The following is a 21,539-nucleotide window of genomic DNA, read 5'->3' on the forward strand; positions in this document are numbered from 1 at the left end:
GAAATGGGACACGGGCCCGGTCCCCGCGGGTGCGGGGGGCCGGGCCCGTGCGCCGTGGCTGCGGCCGTGGCCGCGTCAGCTCACTGGTGCAGGTCGAACCGGTCGAGCTCCATCACCTTGGTCCAGGCGGCGACGAAGTCGTGCACGAGCTTCTCCTGGGCGTCGTCGGCGGCGTAGACCTCGGCCAGGGCCCGCAGCTCGGAGTGGTGGCCGAAGGTCAGGTCGACCGCGGTGGCGGTCCGGACGACCTCGCCGGTCTCCCGGTCGCGGCCCTCGTAGACGCCCTCCTCCTGCTCGGACACCTTCCACTCCGTGCCCATGTCGAGCAGCGTGGCGAAGAAGTCGTTCGACAGCACGCCGACGCGGTCGGTGAAGACCCCGTGGCGGGTGCCGCCGTGGTTGGCGCCGAGCACCCGCATGCCGCCGAGCAGGACGGTCATCTCGGGCGGGGTCAGGTCGAGCATGTAGGCCTTCTCGACCATGAGGATCTCGGCGGGCACCTTGTCGCCCTCGCGCACGTAGCTGCGGAACGCGTCGGCCCGCGGCTCCAGCACCTTGAACGAGTCGACCTCGGTCTGCTCCTGGGTGGCGTCGGTGCGACCCGGGTGGAACGGCACGGTGACCTCGACCCCGGCGTCGCGGGCGGCCTTCTCGACCGCCGCGTTGCCGGCCAGCACGACCAGGTCGGCCAGCGAGACCGCCTTGCCGGACTGGGCCGCGTTGAACTCGTCGCGGATGCCGGTGAGGGCGTCGAGCACGCGGGTCAGCGTCGCCGGGTCGTTGACCTCCCACTCGCGCTGGGGGGCCAGCGCGATCCGGGCGCCGTTGGCGCCGCCGCGGAAGTCGGTCTTGCGGAACGTCGAGGCCGAGGCCCAGGCGACGCCGACCAGGTCGGAGACCGAGAGGCCCGAGTCGAGCACCTTGGCCTTGAGCGCGGCGACGTCGGAGTCGTCGACGAGCTCGTGGTCGACGGCGGGGACCGGGTCCTGCCACGACTGCGCCTCGGGCACCCAGGGGCCGAGGTAGCGGCTGACCGGGCCCATGTCGCGGTGGAGCAGCTTGTACCAGGCCTTGGAGAAGGCCTCGGCGAACTCCTCGGGGTTCTCGTAGAAGTTCCGGGAGACCTTCTCGTACTCCGGGTCGAACCGCAGCGCGAGGTCGGAGGTGAGCATCCGCGGCTCGCGGCGCGTCGACGGGTCGTGCGCCATCGGCACCATGTCTGAGCCGGCGCCGTTCTTCGGCCGCCACTGCTTCGCCCCGGCGGGCGACTCGAAGAGCTCCCACTCGTAGCTGAAGAGGATGTGGAAGAACTCGTTGTCCCAGCGGGTCGGGTGGTAGGTCCAGGTGACCTCCAGGCCCGAGGTGATGGTGTCGTCGCCCTTGCCGGAGCCGTAGGTCGACTTCCAGCCCAGGCCCTGCTGCTCCAGCGGGGCGGCCTCGGGCTCGGGGCCCACGTGGTCGGCCGGGCCGGCGCCGTGGGTCTTGCCGAAGGTGTGGCCGCCGGCGATCAGCGCGACCGTCTCGTAGTCGTTCATCCCCATCCGGCGGAAGGTCTCGCGGATGTCGCGGGCCGAGGCCAGCGGGTCGGGGTTGCCGGCCGGGCCCTCGGGGTTGACGTAGATCAGGCCCATCTGGACCGCACCGAGCGGCTCGGCCAGGTCGCGCTCGCCGCTGTAGCGCTCGTCGCCCAGCCAGGTGTCCTCGGGACCCCAGAAGATCTCCTCGGCCTCCCAGACGTCCTCGCGGCCGAAGCCGAAGCCGAAGGTCGGCAGGCCCATGTCCTCGATCGCCACGTTGCCGGCGAAGACCAGCAGGTCGGCCCACGAGATCTTCTGGCCGTACTTCTTCTTCACCGGCCACAGCAGGCGGCGGGCCTTGTCCAGGCTCACGTTGTCGGGCCAGCTGTTGAGCGGGGCGAAGCGCTGCTGGCCGGTGCCGCCGCCGCCGCGGCCGTCGTAGATGCGGTAGGTGCCGGCGGCGTGCCAGCTCATCCGGACGAAGAGGCCGCCGTAGTGGCCGAAGTCGGCGGGCCACCAGTCCTGGGAGTCGTGCATGACGGCGACCACGTCGGCCTTGAGCGCCTCGAGGTCGAGCTCGGCGAACTTCTCGGCGTAGGAGCCCGGGGTGACGGGGGCGCTGACCGGCGCGTTGGCCCGCAGGACCGAGAGGTCGACCTGGTTGGGCCACCAGTCACGGTTGCCGCGCGGGCGGGCGACCTTCGGCTCCGGCGACGGGATCGCCGGGTTCTCGCTCTCGCTGCCGCCGCTGCCGGTCGCGGAGTCGTGCATCACCGGGCAGCCCTCTGCGGCCTTCCGGTCCACCCCCTGCGCGTCCTGGGGGGTGCTGGGGTCCTGGCTGTCGGTCATCTGCTTCCTTCCGGTGAGGGCTGATCTGTGGAGGTGTGCGAAGGGGACGGAGCGGGTCCGGCTCAGGCCGGTGCGGCCGCGGCGCACCGCGGGCAGGTGCCCCAGTAGACGACCTCGGCCTCGTCGATCGAGAAGCCGTGGTCGTGCGAGGGGGCGAGGCAGGGGGCGGCGCCCACGGCGCAGTCGACGTCGGCGATCTCGCCGCAGCCGCGGCAGACCACGTGGTGGTGGTTGTCCCCCACCCGCGCCTCGTAGCGGGCGGTCGCGCCGGCGGGCTGGATCCGCCGGACCAGCCCGGCGTCGGTGAGCGCCCGCAGCACGTCGTAGACGGCTTGGTGGGAGACGGCGCCGAGGTCCTCGCGGACCCGGCCGATCACGGTGTCGGTGTCGAGGTGCGGCTCCGCGTGGACGGCGGCCAGCACGGCCAGCCGGGGGCGGGTCACGCGCAGGGAGGCGCCGCGCAGCGCGGACGCGAAGTCCGGTGCGTGCATGCCTCGAACCCTGCCACCCAAACTGGATCAAGTCAAGATTCTGGCTCCTGCGGGACGTCCGCGGCGTAGAGGTCGTCGACGGGCTCGTCCTCCCACTCGACCGCGACCCGCTCGAACCCCTTGTGGCGCTGCATCCGCGCGTAGCCGGCGTACGCCCGGCGGTCGGCGTCGGTCAGCCGCACCCGGTCGGTGAACGGCGTGAGCAACGCCCGCGGCCAGAGCCGCCGGGCGAGGACGACGTTGATCTCGGTGGCCAGCACCGCCATCACCGCGCCGATCCAGAGGAAGCCGACGAGCCCCAGGACGAGGCCGAAGGTCTTGGCCATCGAGGTGGTGCCGAGCAGGACGTTCTCGACGTACGCCGCCCCGCCGAGCTGCAGCCCCTGCCACATCACCGCGAGGGCGAAGCCGCCCGGCGCCGCCCGGACCGCCGAGTGCTGCCCGGTGGCGGCGAACCGGAAGAGGAGCGTGAGGAAGGTGCCGACCACGAGCACGGTGACCACCTGCACGGCGAGCCGCACCTCGCCGGCCAGCGCGTCGGAGAAGACGTCGGTGGTGCTGGCCAGGGTCGAGACCACCGAGACGGCGAGCAGCGACAGGCCGGCCGTGATGAGCAGCAGCAGCGTCTTCACGCGGGCGTAGACGGGGTTGGGGCGGCTGTTGCGGGGCACCGACCACGCGGTGTGCTGGGTGTTCTGCAGCGCCTGGCCGAGCCCCTGGCACCCGTAGAGCGCTGCCAGGCCGCCGATCGCGGCGCCGCTCACCGACCCCTGCAGGCCCTCGGGCCGGCCCAGCTGGTCCCCGATGATCGGGAACTGGGCGAAGGCCGAGTCGAGGATCGCGTCCTGCCACTCCGGGCGGCCCTGCAACACGAAGCCGAGGATCGACGTGCCGAGCAGCATCAGCGGGAAGATCGCCACGAACGCGTAGTAGGCCAGCGCGGCGGCCAGGTAGGGCCCCTGGTCGTCGAAGTACTTGTAGACCACCGCGAGCGGGAACCCCACCACGCCATGGCGGCGCTGGAACTCGTCCGCCCTCGAGACCGCGCCCACGTCCGGAGGCTACCGGGCGGCTCCGCGACTCAGGACGACAGCAGGGCCCGACGACCCTCCTCGACCTCCGCCAGCGCCGCGCCGACGCCCGCGCGGCGGCGCACGAGGTCGGCACCGACCTCGTCGACGCCGCGCAGCAGGTGGGCCACCCGGGCCGCCGCCTGCCTGATCCGCTCGCGCACCGCCCAGTCGCTGAAGACGTTGTCGAACCAGACGTCGAACGTCCGGGCGAGCTCGGTCACCCCGACCTCGCCGACGGCACCGACCTCGACGTCGGCCAGCTCGGTGGCGAGGTGGCGCAGGGCGGCGTCGGCGTGCCTCATGAGGTCGCCCGCGCGGTCGAGCCGCTGGTGCTTCATCAGGTCGCCCACCATCCCGCCGCCGAGGAACGTGTCGTAGGTGGCCCACGACCCGGCGCTGCCGAGGTGGCGGGCCGCCTCGTCGAGCGAGCGCCGCGCCGCGTCGGCGGCGGCCAGCGCCTCGTCCAGCTGGGTCGCCTCGGCCTCGAGGACGCCCTGGCGGCCAGCGAGCTCGGCGAGCCTGTCCCGGGTGGGACCGGACCGGGGGTCGGCCGCGACCTCCGCCTCCCGACGGACGAGCAGCTCCTCGCGTCGGGCGTCCAGGTCGCCGAGGGCGGCCAGGCGTCCGACGAGGTGGTCGACCTCCTCGCGCGCGGCGTCCCGGCGCGCGGCGGCCTCGGCGGCGGCGTACTCGGCCGCCTGCTCCTCGGCACGCTCGCGGTCGAGGTCGGCGTCCCGGCTGCCCCGCAGCCCGGCGAGGATCCGGGTGACCGAGAGCTGCTCGAGCCGCCTCACGTCGGCCTGCTCGGCGGCGAGCGCGCCGGCCGCCTCGTCGTACCGACGCTCTGCCTCGGCCAGGTGGCGGTTCGCGGCGGCGAGCCGCTCCACCAGCCCGTCGCGCTCCCGCTCGAGGCGCGCGACCTCCGCCAGCTCGACCGTCGTTCCGCCCGTCGTCCACTCCCCCGTCATGTCGCGAGGGTAGCGGCGCGCGGCGACGCTAGCGTGCGGTCCGGGAGACGCCGCGGAGCCGCCCGTTGCAGTGGCGGCCCGTCCGGACATAGAGGGGCATGAGACGCACGAGATCGGCGCGGGAGGAGCGGTTCCGCTCCCTGTACGCCGACCACCACGACCCCGTCCTCCGCTTCGCCCTGCGCCGGACCGACCCCGCCCGGGCCGACGACGCCGTCGCCGAGACCTTCCTCGTCGCCTGGCGGCGGCTGGACGACGTCCCCCGGCGCCCCGGCGAGGCGCTGCCCTGGCTCTACACGGTGGCGCGGCACTGCCTGCTCAACGCCGCTCGCGGCGAGGGCCGGCAGCGCGCGGTGGCGGTCCGGCTGGCCGCCACCCGGTCGGGCGCGGGCTCCTCCCGCGCTGCGGGCGACCCCGGCGACCGGCTCGAGATGACCGAGGCCTGGGCGCGGCTCGCTCCCGCGGAGCAGGAGGTCCTCGCGCTCGCCGTCTGGGAGGACCTCACCTCGACGCAGGCCGGTCTCGTCCTCGGCATCTCGGGGGCGGCGTACCGGGTGCGCCTGGCCCGGGCCCGCGCCAGCCTGGCCCGCCACCTCGACGAGGCGCCCACCCCCGTCCTCTCCCCCGTCCGTCGCCTCGCCGGCGGCCCCCGCGCCGCGGCGACCCCCGCCCAGGAGGGCTCCCGATGATCGACGACCGCACCCTCGACGCCCGGCTCCGGGCCCTGGACCCCGCCCCTCGCGACACCCCGGTCGACGCCGACCGGAAGGCCGCGCTGCTGGAGTCCGTGCTGGCCACGGACCCCGCGCTGCCGTCCGGCGACGCCGCGCCCCTCCCCGCCCGCCGTCCCGGCCACCGGCCCGCCCGTCGCCTCGCGTGGGGCGCGGCAGCGGCCCTCGTGCTGGCGGGCGCCGGCGTGGTGCTCCCCCTGGGGTCCGGGGGCGATCCGGCCTTCGCCTCCTGGACGGCCGAGCCCGTCGCCGCGTCGGAGCGGGACGCTGCCGTCCTGCGGGAGGCGTGCCTCGACCAGGTGGGCGACACGGTCGGCGGCGACGGCGCGCCCGAGCTGCCGACCGCCGACCTCGCGACCCGGCTGACCGACCGCCGGGGCGACTGGGTCTCGGTGCTGCTGACCGGCACGGCGGCCGATCGCACCCAGTTCTCCGTCGCCTGCCTGGGGCGGCTGCCGGCCGGGGTGTCGGGCGACGCCTCCGACGTGGTCTCGACCGTCACCGGCGGGGGCGGCTGGGCGGTCCCTGCGGGGAGCGAGCTCGTCGAGGGGCCGATGGCGGAGTTCAGCGTCGGCGGCGGCCCCTTCGGCCTGGGCGCGGCGGAGCGCGCGGCGACGACCAACGGGGAGGTGGGTCCCGACGTCGTCGGGGTCACGATCCATGCCCCCGACCTCAGCGTCGACGCCTCCGTGGTGGACGGCACGTACGCCGCCTGGTGGCCCGGTCGCGTGCTGGACCCCGAGGACCTCGACGACCACCTCGGCACGGACCCCGCGCCGCTGCTGCGCTACGACGTCACCCTGCGCGACGGCACCGTGATCCGCGACGTGGACCCCGTGGCTCCGACCGGCTGAGGCCCGCACGGCCTGTGGTAGACACGGCGGCGGAGGGCCGGGGAGCCCTCCGCCGCACTCGAGCCGACTCGGAGCACGACGTTGAAGAAGTCCATCGCCCGCCTCTCCACCCTGGCCCTCGCCGCCACCCTGACCGCCGTCGTGGCGCCCGCACAGGCCGCCCCGTCAGGCAGCGACCAGGCCGACCCCCGGCGCTTCGAGCTCAACACCCGCGGGTTGCGCAACAACTTCCCGGCGTTCGTGGCCGACGCGGTCGCCTCCACGGCCCCGGCCGCTGCGACGACCACCTTCGTCGACGGAGCGGGCACGGCGACCCCGGGCTCCCCCCTCGCCTTCTCCGCCGACCGGGCGCTCGTCCTCGAGGGCGGCACCCTCCACCAGGGCGACGTGGCCTACACGGCCGGCAGCCCGGCCGGCGAGGCCGTCGCGGCCGACGTGCGGGCCTGGGTGCTCGCGTCGTTCGCAGGCGTCGCCCGGCCGGCCCCGGGCGCGGGGGCGGCCCTCGTCGAGGCATCCGACCCGCGGCGTCTCGCGGCCAAGCAGGACGCGGAGATCCAGGCCGACCCCGACGTCACCGGGGTGATCAGCTTCGAGGCGATCCCCGGGACGGACAACCAGAAGGTCGTCTTCGTCATCACCGACGTCGACCCCGGGGCCGCGGGGCAGGTCGCCACCGTCACCGAGTTCCACCTCACGGAGCAGGGGATCAGCAACCCCGAGACCGTCGTCACCGTCCTCGACCGGGTGGTGGTCGGGGAGACCGTCCCCGTCGGCCAGCCGGCTGCCAAGCGGATCCACGACTACACCTACGGCCCCAACGGCGCCGTGCCCGTCGACCCGGCCCTCTTCGTCGCCGGCGAGACCTACGACCAGGTCGCCGCCACCACGGCCGCCAACGCCGGCTTCCCCGCCGCGGTGAAGAAGCTGCGCAAGCAGGTCGCGAAGAAGGCCCGCAAGAAGGGGCCGAAGAAGGCCCGCAAGGTGCTGGTGCGCAAGGCGAAGGCGTGGGACCGGCGCGACGACCCCGCCGGCCTGCGCAACGCGAAGGTGCGCAAGGGCCGCGCGACGCTGCGGGTCGCCAACCCCTTCACCGGCACCCAGCGCGTCGCGAAGGTCACCGTCAAGGGCCGCAAGGTCACGGCGTCCAAGGTCCGCAAGCGGAAGCTGTAGCGGCTCGGAGTCACTTCCACTCGAAGGTGGCCAGCACCGAGTCGACGATCCGCTGGCGGCGGGCGGGCGAGTAGTCCGTCGGCAGCTCGAACTGGAGCGACACCGAGTAGCCGTTGTGCGTCACCCCGAACTTCTCGAGCCACGTGAAGTCGTCGGACTTCCCGGAGAGGTGGTAGGCGGGCACCCCGCCGAGCTCGCCCGGCTTGCGCAGCCTCACTCCCGGCGAGCTGGAGTGGTTGTCCATCGCCACCCTGCCCTTGCGCCGGATGTCGGTCTCGGTGATGCCGAGCTCGTCCTCGGTCTCCGCGATCGAGATGAAGGCCCACATGTCCTCCTTCGACTGGAGGATCTTGATGGTGTCGGTGGGGGCGTCGTCGCTGTCCCAGCCCTTCGGGCCCCGCAGGCGGGCGGCCTCGACCTCGAGCGTCTGGCCCATCTCCAGCACCGGCGTGGGCGAGGGCTCGACCTCCTCCGCCAGCGCCTGCGCCTCCGCCGAGGCCGACGGGTCGCCGGACGTCGAGGCGGAGGCAGCGCCGGACGGCGTCGCCCCGCTTCCGGCGGCGTCCTCGGAGTCGGACCCGTCCACGCAGGCGGTGAGCGCCAGCAGCAGGGAGCACGTGACGAACAGGGGCTTCAGGCGCAACGGAGACCTGCGGGCAGGGGGCGAGCGGGTGGCGTCACGGTATCGGCTGGTCGCCGGCCCGACCCACCGCGGCAGAGACGGTGAAACACTTCTGGCCGGCGGCGGCATGTCCCTGGCAGACGGGTGCCGCGAGACGCTCGTCGTACGCCGCCGTCAGACGCACCACCGAGAGGTTCCGCATGGGTTCGAGGTCGCCGCAGCTCCGGCTGCACGTGCCGGACGTCGAGACGCCCGACCACGTCGTCGCGCAGCTCGCCGAGGCGGCCCGGCACAGCCGGCCGTCCCCGACCCGACGCGGTCGGCTCGCGGTGGTCGGCGCTGCGGCCGCTTCGATGCTGCTGCTCCTGGTGGGCGGTGCCTGGGCGACCGGAGCCGTCGACCTGCCCGGCCTCCCCGAGCTCGACCTGCGTGTGCCGGGACGCCCTGCCCCGCCCGCGGATCCGGCGCCCGCGCCCACGCCCTCCCTCTCACCCACGCCCGCAGCCAGTCCCGGTGCGGACCCCGACGTCCGCGGGGACCGCGGCCGGGGCGAGGACGCCGGACCCCGGCGCGGGCGCGGGGAGCCGAGTCGACCGGGGAAGCCGCCGTCGACGCCCGGCAACGGATCGACACGTGGCCCGGGGTCGACGCCTGTCCCGGGCGAGCAGGGCCGGGGCCGGCAGGGGCTGGGACCCCGGAACCCCGGCCCGCAGGACGGGGGCCCGCAGGGCAGGGGCAGGGGCACGGGCACCGACGACCCCGGCCAGCAGCGTCGGCTGGACCGCGCCGGGACCCCCGCCCGGAGCGAGCCGGCGCAGCCCACGCCGAGGCCGACGGCGCGACCGACCACCCGGCCCCGGGCGACGGCGGTCCCCGAGCCGAAGGCCCAGTCCCGGCAGGGGAACCCCCGCATCAGGAAGTCGTCTGCCCGTGGCCGATGACGCTCTCGTCGCCGCCGCCAAGGAAGGGGACGAGGACGCGTGGCGGACCCTGCACCAGGCGCACACCGGACGGCTCGTCGCGTGGCTGTCGACGCGTCCGTCCCGCGACAGCATGGCGTCGCCCGAGGACGTGGCCGCGGAGGCCTGGCTGGTGGCCGCGTCGAAGATCGCTGACTTCCAGGGTTCGTCGTCCGACTTCGCCGGCTACCTCTTCGGGATCGCCCACAAGCTGAGCGCCAACGCCCACCGGCGCGCGCAGCGCCGCGGCACCGATCCCGGCGAGGTGGAGGAGCACCTGCCTGCGGAGCCCGACCCCACCCTGGTCGTCGACGCCCGGGACGCGGTCCGCGACGCGATCTCCGCGCTCCCCGACCGCGAGCGTGAGGTCGTGGGCCTGGTCGACGGGCTCGGCTTCGACAACCGGGAGGCGGCGGCCGTGCTCGGGATCAGCCCGGTCGCCGTGCGCGTGGCCCGGCACCGCGGGCTCCGACGGCTGCGCGGCTGAGCGGCCCTCGACCGACCCCTCACGCAGAGCGGCCCCGGCCTGAGCAGGCAGGACGGGGCCGCGGTCTGTGAGGGCGGATCAGCCCTGCGGCTGCTCCGGCTGCTCGGCCTCGCACGTCGCGAGGCGCTCGACGGCCTTGGCGAGGCGCATCTGCTGGGCCTTCTTGTCCTTCTTCGCCTCGGACCGGTCGTCCTTGGCGTTCTCGAGGCGACGCTCGGCGGCCCGGAGCTGGCCCTTGGTCGCGGCCCCCGACTTCGCGGCCTTCTCGTTCTCGACCTTGGCCTGCTGGCGCTCGAAGACGGCGGTGACCCGCTCGAGGGCGGCCGTGGCCCGGTCCACCTTGGCCTGCTGCTGGGTGCACGCCCCCGGCTTCTTCGGGGTCTCCGGGGGGCTGGCCACGGCGGGCGCGGCGAGGGCGCCCAGCGACAGGGCGAGGGCGGAGACGGTACCGGCGGCACGGGTGGAGAGGTGCATGAGTACTCCTGTTCGAGAGGGAAGACCCGCGAGGGTCTCTTGCCCCCTACCTGCCGCGGGGCGACCGCGGTGTTACGCGGCGTACGAGGTTCTTCTTCCGGCAGCGCGCGCCGGAGGCGCACGGAACAGCACGAGAGCCGCCCCGACGGTTCGGGGCGGCTCTGGTGAAGAGGGCTGGCTGGTGGAGCTGCGGGGAATCGAACCCCGGTCCTCGAGCGTCGATCCAGGTCTTCTCCGGGTGCAGTCCGTGATGTCGCTTTTCTCGGCCCCGACGCTCGCGCGGACACGTCGTCGACAGGCTCAGTCAGGAAAAAGTCCCGCCCACCCCTCCTGACAGGAGATGAGCAGCAAGTCCTCTAGATGAGGCCTGGGTCCGGGACGAGGACGGATGCCCGGTCAGACCCTTCGATCACTGCTCAGGCAGCGAGAGCGAAGTCGTTGCGATTAGAGTCGGCAACTGTGTGTTCCAGCGATCGTTTACGAGATGACGCTGGCTTCTCGACCCGCTTCCCCTGGAACTAACGTCCCAAGTCGAAACCGATCAGCCCCTCTTGAGTTGTACCGGCACAACGATAGCCCAGGCCCGGGCATTCCCCCACCGAGTTGGCAGGCACCGCGCGGGGTCACGGCGCGAGACCCGCGCCGTGGGCGTGCAGCAGCCGCACCAGCCCCTCGGCGTACCGCTTCTCGCGCAGGGTCTTGGCGGTGTTCTGGCTGAAGCGGTTGATCCGCTCGGTGCTCACGTTGCAGCGCAGGTCCCCCATGGGCCCCACGAGGCGCAGGCCGGCGGGGTCGAGGAAGGAGAGCCGTCGCGCCGCGAGCTGGTGGCACGGCACCGACCAGGCCGGCGCGGGCGAGGAGTCGGGCACGAACGTCAGCACGCCCTGCTGGAGCCGGATCACCCCGTGGGTGCGTCCGCGCACTCCGAGCAGGCCGTCACCGAGCACCTCGGCGTTCCACTCCCCCGTGTACGGCGCGTGCCCGCTCCCCTGCCCGGGCGGTCCTGCGGGTCCCGCCGGCGCCACCCAGCCGGGCCGCTCCTGACGACGCCGGAAGGCGAGCGCCAGGATGCCCGCGACGAGCGCGAGGATCGCGAACCAGCCGATGACGATGAGGGTGGGAAGGTGGTCGAGCACGCGCCGAAGCCTAGCTGCTTGACGGGTTGTTCGAACACTTGTACGATTGTCGTCAAGACGTCAGGCTGCTGGCGTTGGCCGGAGCAGAGGGTCTTCGGCCGGTTCCACCCCCACGATGATGCGCGGGCCGACCGTGAGCTTCCCAGTCGCCGTTGCTGTCCGGGGAATCCTTTGTCGATTCCTGCCCGGAGGCACTCGTGGACACGCCCTCGCTGACGACCGGCTCCCACCCGGTCCTGACGTGCGCGGCCGCGTTCGACGCGATGCTCGACGAGGTCGGGCAGTTGGACCCCGTCTTCATGGAGGTGGCGGCGAAGCGCGAGGCGCTGCAGGCGCTGGACCGGGTGGCGACGCGCGTTGCCGCGCTGAAGCAGCGGGTGCTGGCCACCGCGCAGGACGTCGCCGACGCCGAGGGCGACCGTGACGTCGCCGCCTTCCTCACCCGGACGACCCGCAGCGACCGGGCGACCGTACGCCGCGAGCAGCGACTCGCACACGCCTGCGACGCCCGCTGGCACGGGCTCGGCGCGGCGCTGTCAGAGGGCGCGGTCAACCTCGACCAGGCCCACGTCATCGCCCGGGGGCTCGACGACCTGGCTCGGACGCTCCACGACCTGGTGGGAGACCGGAGCATCACCCCGGCCATGACCCCCGAGCGGGTCACGGGTCTGCTGGCCGCGGGCGAGGCCCACCTGCTCGAGAAGGCGTCCGAGTTCGACCCGAGGGCCCTGGCCCGGATCGCCGCCAAGATCCTCGAGGTCCTCGTCCCCCACGTCGCCGACGAGACCGAGGCCCGCCGCCTCGCCCGGGAGGACCGCCACGCCCGTCGCGTCACCTCCCTCACCCGCCACCGGCTCGGCGACGGCACCACCGTGATCAAGGCGCGCGTCCCCGACGCCACGGCCTCGCGCCTCATGACCAACCTCGAGGCCTTCACCAACCCCCGCAAGCAGCAGGAGCTCGCCGACGAGGCGGCGGGCGGCCCGGCGGCCGGCCCCACCGAGGGCCGGTTCCGCGCGGCCGACGCCACGGGTGAGCCGCTCCCCTACGACCTGCGCCTGGGCCGGGCCTTCTGCTCGCTCCTGGAGTCCCTCGACCCCGGGAGCCTCCCGCTCCACGGCGGTCTCGCCACCACGCTCGTCATCACGGCAGACGTCAGGACCCTGGTCCACGGTCTCGGCCACGGGACCCTCCACACCGGTGAGGCCGTCAGCGCCGGCGAGCTGCGCCGCCTGGCCTGCACCGCCGGCCTCGTCCCGGCCGTCCTCGGCACCGGGTCCCACGTCCTGGACCTCGGCCTCACGGCTCGACTCTTCTCGCCGGCCCAACGACGGGCCCTCGCCCTGCGGGACAAGCACTGCCGGGCCCGCGGCTGCGACATCCCGGCCACCTGGTGCGAGGCCCACCACCTCAGGCCGTGGTCCGACCTGGGCCCCACCGACCTCGCCAACGGGATCCTGCTCTGCTCGCGCCACCACCACCTCGCCCACGACGAGCGCTACGTGCACGAACGCCTCCCCGACGGAGACCTCGTGTTCACCCGGCGGCGGCGATGAGGCCGCCGCACGCCTCAGCGCGCGAAGAGCGCGCGTCCGTTCTCCCAGCAGACGGCGCGCAGCCACGCGTCGTCGAGGCCAGGATGCCGCTCCGCCAGCCGCTCGAGCGACTCGAGCTGGTGGACGTAGGGGTAGGGGATGTTGGGGAAGTCCGACCCCAGCAGGACCTTCTCCCGGAGGTCGACGAGTCGCGGCAGCAGGTCCTCGGGAAACGGCCCGCCCATCTCGTCGAAGAAGTCGGTGAAGGCCATGGTGGTGTCGAGCCGGACGTGCTCGTAGGTCTCGGCCAGCGACATGAACTCGCGGTACTCGGGAGCCCCCATGTGCGCCATCACCAGCCGCAGGCGCGGGTGGCGACGGAGGAGCTCGGCCACCGGCCCCGGTCCGGTGAACTCCGTGGGGATCGGCCCGCTGCCCGCGTGCAGCACCACCGGCGTCCCGGCCTCGGCGACCACGCCCCACGTCTCGTCGAGCAGCGGGTCGGTGACGTGGAACGCCCCGACCTGGACGTGGACCTTGAAGAGCTGCAGCCCGCCATCGAGGCGCCGGCGCACGTAGTCGGCCACCCCCGGCTCGGGGAAGAACGTCCCGCAGTGCAGGGCCTCGGGCGTCCGCTCCGCGAACCCCTGCGCCCAGTCGTTGAGGAACTCGGCCATGTCGGGCTTGTGCGCGTAGGGCAGCGCGGAGAAGTGTCGCAGCCCGAAGGAGCGCAGCACCTCCGCGAGCGCCTCGTCGGTGTCCCGGTAGCGCAGCGGCCAGGGCCGCCCGATGAGCGGGCCGGCGCTGTCGAACTGGGCGCGCACCTTCTCCATCACCCGCGGCGGCAGGAAGTGGGTGTGCACGTCGAAGAGCCCGGGCAGCCCGAGCCGCTGGGTCCAGGCGCGCACGTCGGCGGCGTCCTGCGCGAGGTCGACCACCCGTCAGTCCTTGAAGCCCTTGAGCCGGCGCTGGACGGCCTGCTCCTTCTCCCGGTTGGCCTGCCGCTCCGCCAGGCTGTGCCGCTTGTCGTACGACTTCTTGCCCTTCGCCAGGGCGATCTCGACCTTGGCCCGCCCGTCCTTGAAGTAGAGCTGCAGGGGCACGAGCGTGTAGCCCGAGTCCGACACCTTCCGCTCGATCTTGCTGATCTCGGCGCGGTTGAGGAGAAGCTTGCGCTTGCGTCGTGCGGAGTGGTTCGTCCAGGTGCCCTGGCTGTACTCCGGGATGTGCACCTGGTGCAGCCAGACCTCGCCGTCGTGGACCTCGGCGAACCCGTCGACCAGCGAGGCGCGACCCTGGCGCAGCGACTTCACCTCGGTGCCGACCAGCACGATGCCGGCCTCCCACGTGTCCTCGATGTGGTAGTCGTGCCGCGCCTTCCGGTTCTGCGCGATCGTCTTGGTGCCCTGCTCCCTGGCCATGGGCGTCATCCTCTCAACCGTCCGCAAGCCGATTCACGGGGGGCGCGGACGGCGGCCCGCCGGGCGTCGGGGTCAGAGCCAGCCGCGGGGGTCGACGGCGCGCCCGTTCGCCATCACGGTGAAGTGCAGGTGGCAGCCGGTCGACCAGCCCGTGTCGCCGACGTACCCGATGACCTGTCCGCGCTGCACCGAGGCGCCCGGGCCCACGGTGTAGCTCGACGCGTGGTTGTAGACGGTCGCGAGGCCCCGCCCGGCGACCACGCCGTGGTCGAGCACCAGTCGACGTCCGTAGACCGCCGAGGTGTACGACGACACGACGCGGCCGTTGGCGCCGGCGTAGAGGGGGGTGCCGCAGTCGGCGGCCCAGTCCTGGCCGTCGTGCAGGCCCCAGTAGCCGTAGATCGGGTGGGTGCGGAAGCCGAAGGGCGACGACAGCACGCCCCCGACCGGGGCGTCGAGGAAGCCGCCGCTGTTCCCCGGCGGGCCGGCCTGGGCCCGGGCCCTGGCGCGCTGCGCCCGCAGCGCCTCGAGGGCGAGGCGGCGCAGCTTGTCGGCGAGGGCCTTCTCCTCCGCCTCGAGCTTGGCCAGCTCGGCCTGGTCGGCGCGACGGGCGGCCGCCGCCTCGACCTGCGCCGTACGACGCTCGCCCACCAGCGCGGCGACCGCCTCCTTGGCCGCCAGGGCCTCGGCCCGGTAGCCCTGCATCTCGACGAGGTGGTCGGCGGCGGCCTGCCGCTTGACCTCCACCTGCGCCTTCGCCTCGGCGACCCGCGCCTCGTGCACCTCGAGCAGGACCTCCGAGGCCTGCAGCTCCTGGTAGACCCGCGCCTCACGGTCGACGATGGCGTCGCGCATCTCGGTCTGGCGGGTCAGGTCGGCCGGGGTGCGGGCGTCGAGCAGGGACGCGAACGCGAGCAGCTCGGGGTCACCCTGCTGGTACATGTCGGCGATCGTGGCCGCCACCTGGCCGCGCTGGGTGGCGCGCTGGGCCTGCCCGGCGGCGAGCTCGGCCTGGGCCGCCTCGAGCTCGGCGGTCGCGGCGTCCAGCTCGACCTGCATCCGGGCGTCGCGCTCCTCGGCGGTCGCCACCTTGGCCTCGGCGGCGGCCAGGGTCACCTGCGCGACCCCCAGCTGCTCCCGCGCCGAGGCGAGCGCGGAGGCGGCGCGCTGCATGCGGGTGCTCGAGGCGTGCAGGTCGGTCTCGGCCTGCTCGATGCGCCGCTCGACGGTGCGCTTCTTCTTCTTGAGGTCGTCGGCGTCGCCCTGGGCGAAGGGCGAGGCCGCCACCGCGGCGGTGGTGACGTGCGGAACGGCAGCCGTGCCGACGGCGAGGACGCCCAGGGCGAGCGTGCCGCTGAGGGCGCCCGCGAGCAGCCTGGAGCCGCGCGTGGTACGGGGGAAGTGACGCACCGTGAAGCCTTCGACGTTCGGGGAAGTGAACGCGACGACCGTAACCGAGCGGGATCAGACTTTGAGGTATTTGCGCGTCAGCACGAGTGTCGGCAGGAGGGTGAGCACCGGGCCCAGGAGCGCGATCGCCCCGACGGCGGTCCAGTACTCCCCCGTCCCGATCCACGGCATGAACTTCAGGTCGTCGGCCGTGCGCTCGTGGATGCCGAAGTACATGAACGCCCCCAGCGCCCCCGCGGCCAGCACGACGCCGACGAGCGCGGTCACCAGCGCCTCGAGGAGGAAGGGCAGCGCGATGTAGAGGGTCGAGGCGCCCACCAACCGCATGATGCCGATCTCCTTGCGGCGGGCGAACGCCGCGAGCCGGATCGTGTTGCCGACGAGCAGCAGCGCCGCCAGCACGAGGAAGGCCGCGGTCCCGAGCGCGCCCCACTTGAGGGCGTTGATCGACCCGTAGATCGGCTTGAGGGTCTCGCGCATGTCCCGGATCCCGGAGACGCCGTCGAGGCCTCGCACCGCCGAGGTGATCCCCTCGAACTGCTCGGCGTCCTTCAGCTCGATCCAGACCGACTCCGGCATGTCGTCGGCGGTCGCGGCGGGGTTGGGTCCCTCGAACCGCTCGGGACCGACCAGCTCCTTGACCTTCTCGAAGGCCTCCTCCTTGGTCTCCAGGTGATAGCCAGCGACCTCGGGGTTCTCCTCCACGACGGCGACGATGGCGTCCCGCTGCGCGTCGGTGACCTCGCCGGTGCACGCGGCCGAGCTGTCCTCCGCCTTGCAGAGCCAGACCGTGATCTGGAGCTGGCTGCCCCAGTGGTCCGCCGCCTTGTTGGCCTGCTGGTTGAGCAGGACGCCGAGGCCCACGAGGGTCAGCGACACGAAGAGCGTGAGGATGACCGCCAGGTGCATCGACAGGTTGCGCCGAAGCCCCTGGCCGAGCTCGGAGAAGACGTAACGCAGCTGCATGGGGGTGTGTTGCCTCTCTGGTTGTCCGCGTCGGCGCCGGAGGCGCCGTCAGGCCTGGGCGCCGTAGACGCCCTGGGACTGGTCACGGATCACCTTGCCGTGCTCCAGCTCGATCACCCGCTTGCGCATCTGGTCGACGATGCCGGCGTCGTGGGTCGCCATCACGACCGTGGTGCCCGTGCGGTTGATCCGGTCCAGCAGCTTCATGATGCCGACCGAGGTGGTCGGGTCGAGGTTGCCGGTGGGCTCGTCGGCGATGAGGATCATCGGCCGGTTGACGAAGGCCCGCGCGACCGCGACCCGTTGCTGCTCACCGCCGGAGAGCTCGTCGGGCATGCGGTCGCCCTTGCCGTCCAGGCCGACCAGCTCGAGGGTCTCGGGGACCAGCTTCTTGATGTCGGACCGCGAGCGGCCGATCACCTGGAGCGCGAACGCCACGTTCTCGCTCACCGTCTTGTTGGGGAGCAGGCGGAAGTCCTGGAAGACGGTGCCGATGTCGCGGCGCAGCCGCGGCACCTTCCAGCTGGCCAGGCGGTTGATCTCCTTGCCCGCCACGTAGACCCGACCGGAGGTCGCCTTGTACTCCCTCAGCACCAGGCGCAGGAACGTCGTCTTGCCGGAGCCCGACGAGCCGACGAGGAAGACGAACTCGCCCTTCTCGATGTCGACCGACACCTGGTCGAGGCCCGGGTGGGCATGTCCCGGGTAGGACTTGGTGACCTTCTCGAATCGAATCACGTGACCCGAGGGTACGCGAGCGCACCAGCCCGGTGCGGGACGTCCGGCGACTCAGTTCTCGTCGGCCCTGTCGGCGCCGCGGCGCCACCGAATCCCGGCCTCGAGGAAGCCGTCCAGGTCGCCGTCGAAGACGGCGCTGGGGTTGCCGACCTCGTGGCCGGTCCGCAGGTCCTTGACGATCTGGTAGGGGTTGAGCACGTAGTTGCGCATCTGGTCGCCCCAGCTGGCCTGCACGTCGCCGCGCATCTCGTCGAGGTGCGCCTTCTCCTCGGCCTTCTTGAGCGCCAGCAGCTTGGCCTTGAGCACGACCATCGCGGAGGCCTTGTTCTGCAGCTGCGACTTCTCGTTCTGGCAGGAGACGACCGTCCCGGTGGGGATGTGCGTCAGCCGGACCGCGGAGTCGGTGGTGTTGACCGACTGGCCGCCGGGGCCGCCCGAGCGATAGACGTCGACGCGGATCTCCTCGTCGGGGATCTCGATGTCGTCGGTCTGCTCCAGCACCGGCACCACCTCCACGGCGGCGAACGACGTCTGGCGGCGACCCTGGTTGTCGAAGGGGCTGATCCGCACGAGGCGGTGGGTGCCGGCCTCGACGGAGAGGGTGCCGTAGGCGTAGGGGGCGTGGATCGCGAAGGTGGCGGACTTCAGGCCCGCCTCCTCGGCGTAGGAGGTCTCGAAGACCTCGACGGGGTACTTGTGCTGCTCGGCCCAGCGCGTGTACATCCGCATCAGCATCTCGGCGAAGTCGGCGGCGTCCACGCCACCCGCGCCGGCGCGGATGCTGACGAGCGCCTCGCGGGCGTCGTACTCCCCGTTGAGGAGGGTGCGGATCTCGAGCGACTCGACGGACTTCTTGATCCGCCCGAGCTCGGCCTCGGCGTCGGCGAGCGCCTCGGCGTCGCCCTCCTCCTGGGCCAGCTCGACCATGATCTCGAGGTCGTCGATGCGGCCGTTCAGCTCGGTGAACTTGTCGAGCTCGCCCTGCAGCGTGGAGAGGCGACCGGTCACGCGCGTGGCGTTCTCCTGGTCGTCCCACAGGTCGGGGGCCGCCACCTGCTCGCCCAGGTCGGCGATCTCGACCTTCATCGCGTCGACGTCGAGCACCTGCTCGATGGTCCGCATGGTCGCCTGGAGCTGCTTGATCTGTGCGTCGATGTCGGGGCCTGCCACAAGGTGCCACCCTACGGCGCGGCCGGTGCCGTGTCGAAACCCCTCTGTCGTCTCCCAGGGGGTCCCGACCCGGTCACCGGCGGCGTCCGTCACGGGGTGTTGCCTGATGTGCTGCCTGATGTGCTGCCTGATGTGTTGCCTCGTGGGGTGCTACTTGGTGCAGAGCACCTGCACGTCGCCCGCGGCGACCTGGGCGGCGGGGTTCTCCGACGCGTTGAAGCGGAAGAGCACCCGGAACGCCCCGGTGATGTCGCTAGTGTGCTCCTTGATGGCGCCGACCGTGAGGTTCTCGAACACCTTGGTGGCGCCGTCCGCCTCGAGCTTGGCCGTGCCGGTGGCGCCGGTGGCGCTGTTGTCCGTCAGCGCGTAGGTCGCCCGGAGCTTGGTGCACCGGCCGCCCAACGTGTACTCGATGGTGCCCTCACCCGCGGCCTTGGTCGCGAGGCTGTTGGGGAAGGAGCGGGCGCCGATCGCCACGTAGGCCGGGTCGACGTTCACCTTGGGGCCGTAGGCACGGGACGTCAGGGCGTCCCAGCGGTAGACGACGACCTTCATCTCGTCGCTGAAGGCCAGCTTGACGCCCTTGCCGGGGCTCTTGCGGATCCGGTAGTAGCGGGTGCCGGGGGCGCTCGGCTCGTCCTTGAGCACGAACCGGCCGTTGGCACGGACCTTGGCCTTGCCCGACGTCGACCAGCGGGTGTTGCCCTCGAGTCGCTGCTGGAGGATGACGCGCTGACCCTTGACCTTGGGCCAGGTGCGGCCGTTGAACCAGAGGGTGTCCTCGCCGACCACGGCGACCTCCTGGTCGACCGAGACCCGCACGGTCGCCTTCTTCTTCGGCTTGGCCTTGCGGGCGGCGAGGTCACCGGCAGTGGAGGTCACGACCGAGCTGACGGACGTGTCGGACGTGGGGGCGGACGCGCCGCTCGCCACGGGGGCGGCCACGAGCGTCATGGACGCGAGGGCGGCGGTGGCGGCGGCGCTGAGGATGGTGCGGTTCATGGAGGTTCTCCCTGTTCGGTTGCAGGCGTCTCAACCTGCAGGCTCGTCAGTGTGACGGCACCGGACCCCACTTTGTTGTGACCAATTCGAAGTAAGTCGGGACAGCTCGTCGATCCGCCGTGCCCAGCCGCCGTGACCAGCCGCCGCGCCCAGCCGCCGTCAGCTGCGGCCGTCAGCTGCGACCGAGCACCTGCGCGGAGTACCAGCGGCCGTCGCCGCCCTTGACCGCCCCGATCCCGACGAGCCGGTAGCTGCGGCGCAGGAGGTTGTCGCGGTGACCCGGGGAGTCCATCCAGCCCCCGACCACGGCGCGGCCGCTGGTGAAGCCGACCGCGACGTTCTCGCCGACCATCCGCATCCCGCAGCGGCTCATCACCGGGCCGAGCGGCTGGTGGTAGATCGTGCCGCTCGCCGCCATCGCCTGCGCCTGGGCGCGGGCGGCGCGGACCAGGCAGCGGTGGCTGCGCAGGCGCCGGAGGTCGCGCGCCGAGCGCTCGGCGTCGGTGGCGCGCAGCGCCTGCTTCTCGTAGCGCACCGCCGCGCGCGGCACCCGCCGGGCCCGTACGGTGTCCCCCGCCGGCTCGACGGACGGCCCGGCAGACAACCCGGCCGTCTGCCCGACCAGGGCACCGCGCGCCCCGTCGGAGGCGACGGGCTGCGCGACGGCTCCCCCCGGGACGAGCAGGGAGGCCGTGACGGCGACGGAGGCGAGCAGGGCGCGGGTGGCGGGTCCGAGAGGGGACATGCGGAGGCTCCGGGGCGGTACGAGGACGGCGAGGACTGGGGTCTGACGGGTGTGGCACGGGTGCGGGACGGGCGCGGCAGCAGGACGTCCCGGCCCACGGTAGCCCGGTCATTCCCCCGGGTAGGCCAGGCCGATCAGTCTGCGCACCTCGTCGAGGGTCTCCATCACCGCGACCGTCGCCTCGGGCGGGAGCAGCGGCGAGGCGGTCGACCCCTCGCGCACCAGCCGCTCGAGCTCGCGGGCCTGGTGCTGCATCCCCCGGCCGCCCGCGCGGCCGGTGGCGAGGCCGTCGTACTCCTCCAGCAGCGTGCCGTCGGAGGCCACGACCCGCAGGGTGGTCGGGTTGTACCAGGTGGGGGCGAGCTCGACCCGGGCCCGCGTCCCGAGGACGACGGCGTCGTTGCGGCCGGCCACGTCGAGGGCGGTGTGCAGGACGGCCTGCCGGCCGTCGGCGTACCCGAGCAGCACCGAGGTCTGCCGGTCCACCCCGGTCGGGGTGGGCGTCGACCGCGCGTCGATCGTCTCGGGGACGCCGAGGAGGTCGTGGGCGAAGGAGACCGGGTAGACGCCCAGGTCGAGCAGCGCGCCGCCGCCCAGCGCGGGGTCCTGCAGCCGGTGGGCCGGGTCGTCGGGGAGCCGCTGGCTGTGGTCGGCGATCACCGTGGTGACCTCGCCGAGGGTGCCGTCGGCGACGAGCTCGCGGAGCCGGGCCATGTGCGGCAGGAACCGGGTCCACATCGCCTCGAGGGCGACGAGGCCGCGCGCCTCCGCCTCCGCCACGACGGCGCGGGCCTGGGCCGCGCTGATCGTGAACGGCTTCTCGACCAGCACGTGCTTGCCGGCGCGCAGCGCCAGCAGCGCGTGCTCGTGGTGGAAGGAGTGCGGGGTGCCGACGTAGACGGCGTCCACGTGAGGGTCGGCGACGAGCGCCTCGTAGCCGGCGTGGGCGGTCGGTGCGTCCAGCCCGTTGTCCAGCCCGTTGTCCAGCCCGTCAGCCTCCTGCTCCGCGACGAGCTCGGCGACAAACCGCTGGGCGGTGGCGAGGTCGCGGGAGCCGACCGCCTGCACACGGCCCCCGTCGAGCAGGAGGTCGCGCGCGAAGCGCCGCGAGATGCCGCCTGCCCCCAGGATCGCCCAGCGCAGCCGGGGCCCGTCCGTGCCCGTGCTCGCGCCTGTCCCCGTGCCCGTCTGAGCGCCTGTCATGGCGACACGGTACGGCGT

21 protein-coding genes and 1 other RNA gene are annotated in these 21,539 nt (G+C 73.2%); 5 read left to right on the forward strand and 17 right to left on the reverse strand.

Annotated features, from left to right (window positions below):
• Nucleotides 1–80: 80 nt before the first annotated feature.
• The 4 genes from katG to DNK53_RS08930 all read right to left on the reverse strand — a co-directional run bounded on the left by katG (nt 81) and on the right by DNK53_RS08930 (nt 4,898).
• Complete coding sequence (katG, locus tag DNK53_RS08915; RefSeq protein WP_110181920.1) at nt 81–2,366, reverse strand: catalase/peroxidase HPI; 2,286 nt, start codon at nt 2,364–2,366, stop codon at nt 81–83.
• Nucleotides 2,367–2,428: 62 nt separating this feature from the next.
• Entirely contained in the window at nt 2,429–2,857 is a 429-nt protein-coding gene (locus DNK53_RS08920) for a Fur family transcriptional regulator (RefSeq protein WP_110181921.1), read from the reverse strand.
• Between the two features lie 32 nt (nt 2,858–2,889).
• Nucleotides 2,890–3,909, reverse strand: a complete 1,020-nt coding sequence (locus tag DNK53_RS08925; protein WP_110181922.1) for a YihY/virulence factor BrkB family protein — start codon at nt 3,907–3,909, stop codon at nt 2,890–2,892.
• 29 nt (nt 3,910–3,938) lie between these two features.
• The gene (locus tag DNK53_RS08930) at nt 3,939–4,898 is read right to left on the reverse strand and encodes a hypothetical protein (RefSeq protein WP_110181923.1); all 960 of its coding nucleotides are present in this window, start codon (nt 4,896–4,898) and stop codon (nt 3,939–3,941) included.
• Nucleotides 4,899–4,996: 98 nt separating this feature from the next.
• On the opposite strand from DNK53_RS08930, the gene DNK53_RS08935 reads away from it, so the two are divergent.
• From DNK53_RS08935 to DNK53_RS08945, 3 genes are all read left to right on the forward strand, one after another.
• Nucleotides 4,997–5,587 (forward strand): RNA polymerase sigma factor, encoded by a 591-nt coding sequence (locus tag DNK53_RS08935; RefSeq protein ID WP_110181924.1) that lies wholly within the window; start codon nt 4,997–4,999, stop codon nt 5,585–5,587.
• Nucleotides 5,584–6,483 carry a hypothetical protein gene (locus DNK53_RS08940; RefSeq protein WP_110181925.1) on the forward strand — a complete coding sequence of 300 codons (900 nt, stop codon included), beginning with the start codon at nt 5,584–5,586 and terminating at the stop codon, nt 6,481–6,483. The genes DNK53_RS08935 and DNK53_RS08940 overlap by 4 nt, the downstream gene beginning before the upstream one ends.
• Nucleotides 6,484–6,564: 81 nt before the next feature.
• Nucleotides 6,565–7,653: a hypothetical protein gene (locus DNK53_RS08945; RefSeq protein WP_110181926.1), complete on the forward strand. Its 1,089-nt coding sequence runs from the start codon at nt 6,565–6,567 to the stop codon at nt 7,651–7,653.
• A gap of 10 nt (nt 7,654–7,663) precedes the next feature.
• On the opposite strand, the gene DNK53_RS08950 is transcribed toward DNK53_RS08945, so the two are convergent.
• A complete protein-coding gene (locus DNK53_RS08950) occupies nt 7,664–8,296 on the reverse strand; it encodes a hypothetical protein (protein ID WP_110181927.1) in 633 nt (210 codons plus the stop codon).
• A gap of 909 nt (nt 8,297–9,205) precedes the next feature.
• On the opposite strand from DNK53_RS08950, the gene DNK53_RS17475 reads away from it, so the two are divergent.
• A complete protein-coding gene (locus DNK53_RS17475) occupies nt 9,206–9,721 on the forward strand; it encodes an RNA polymerase sigma factor (RefSeq protein ID WP_162599846.1) in 516 nt (171 codons plus the stop codon).
• Nucleotides 9,722–9,799: 78 nt separating this feature from the next.
• Here DNK53_RS17475 and DNK53_RS08960 read toward each other — a convergent pair whose 3' ends face one another.
• The 3 genes from DNK53_RS08960 to DNK53_RS08970 form a co-directional block, all read right to left on the reverse strand.
• Entirely contained in the window at nt 9,800–10,195 is a 396-nt protein-coding gene (locus DNK53_RS08960) for a hypothetical protein (RefSeq protein ID WP_110181929.1), read from the reverse strand.
• A 179-nt stretch (nt 10,196–10,374) separates the two neighbouring features.
• Nucleotides 10,375–10,744: a transfer-messenger RNA gene (gene ssrA, locus DNK53_RS08965) on the reverse strand.
• Nucleotides 10,745–10,818: 74 nt separating this feature from the next.
• Nucleotides 10,819–11,331: a hypothetical protein gene (locus DNK53_RS08970; protein ID WP_110181930.1), complete on the reverse strand. Its 513-nt coding sequence runs from the start codon at nt 11,329–11,331 to the stop codon at nt 10,819–10,821.
• A 197-nt stretch (nt 11,332–11,528) separates the two neighbouring features.
• Between DNK53_RS08970 and DNK53_RS08975 the strand changes: the two genes are divergently transcribed.
• The gene (locus tag DNK53_RS08975) at nt 11,529–12,887 is read left to right on the forward strand and encodes an HNH endonuclease signature motif containing protein (RefSeq protein WP_110181931.1); all 1,359 of its coding nucleotides are present in this window, start codon (nt 11,529–11,531) and stop codon (nt 12,885–12,887) included.
• Nucleotides 12,888–12,901: 14 nt separating this feature from the next.
• Here the strand turns inward: DNK53_RS08975 and DNK53_RS08980 are convergent, their stop codons facing one another.
• The 9 genes from DNK53_RS08980 to DNK53_RS09020 form a co-directional block, all read right to left on the reverse strand.
• Nucleotides 12,902–13,804 carry an amidohydrolase family protein gene (locus DNK53_RS08980; RefSeq protein ID WP_110181932.1) on the reverse strand — a complete coding sequence of 301 codons (903 nt, stop codon included), beginning with the start codon at nt 13,802–13,804 and terminating at the stop codon, nt 12,902–12,904.
• A gap of 3 nt (nt 13,805–13,807) precedes the next feature.
• Nucleotides 13,808–14,287, reverse strand: a complete 480-nt coding sequence (gene smpB, locus DNK53_RS08985) for an SsrA-binding protein SmpB (RefSeq protein WP_110181933.1) — start codon at nt 14,285–14,287, stop codon at nt 13,808–13,810.
• Nucleotides 14,288–14,359: 72 nt separating this feature from the next.
• Nucleotides 14,360–15,697 (reverse strand): M23 family metallopeptidase, encoded by a 1,338-nt coding sequence (locus tag DNK53_RS08990; RefSeq protein ID WP_110181934.1) that lies wholly within the window; start codon nt 15,695–15,697, stop codon nt 14,360–14,362.
• A gap of 54 nt (nt 15,698–15,751) precedes the next feature.
• Entirely contained in the window at nt 15,752–16,663 is a 912-nt protein-coding gene (ftsX, locus tag DNK53_RS08995) for a permease-like cell division protein FtsX (protein ID WP_110181935.1), read from the reverse strand.
• Nucleotides 16,664–16,711: 48 nt separating this feature from the next.
• Entirely contained in the window at nt 16,712–17,401 is a 690-nt protein-coding gene (gene ftsE / locus DNK53_RS09000) for a cell division ATP-binding protein FtsE (RefSeq protein ID WP_110181936.1), read from the reverse strand.
• A 51-nt stretch (nt 17,402–17,452) separates the two neighbouring features.
• Nucleotides 17,453–18,571, reverse strand: coding sequence for a peptide chain release factor 2 (gene prfB / locus DNK53_RS09005; RefSeq protein ID WP_110181937.1), 1,119 nt, complete (start codon nt 18,569–18,571; stop codon nt 17,453–17,455).
• A gap of 150 nt (nt 18,572–18,721) precedes the next feature.
• Entirely contained in the window at nt 18,722–19,573 is an 852-nt protein-coding gene (locus DNK53_RS09010) for a hypothetical protein (protein WP_110181938.1), read from the reverse strand.
• 172 nt (nt 19,574–19,745) lie between these two features.
• Nucleotides 19,746–20,318: a CAP domain-containing protein gene (locus DNK53_RS09015; RefSeq protein ID WP_110181939.1), complete on the reverse strand. Its 573-nt coding sequence runs from the start codon at nt 20,316–20,318 to the stop codon at nt 19,746–19,748.
• A 108-nt stretch (nt 20,319–20,426) separates the two neighbouring features.
• The gene (locus DNK53_RS09020) at nt 20,427–21,521 is read right to left on the reverse strand and encodes a Gfo/Idh/MocA family protein (RefSeq protein WP_110181940.1); all 1,095 of its coding nucleotides are present in this window, start codon (nt 21,519–21,521) and stop codon (nt 20,427–20,429) included.
• Nucleotides 21,522–21,539: the final 18 nt, after the last annotated feature.

This window comes from Nocardioides solisilvae (genome assembly GCF_003194625.1).
Classification (GTDB): Bacteria; Actinomycetota; Actinomycetes; order Propionibacteriales; family Nocardioidaceae; genus Nocardioides; species Nocardioides solisilvae.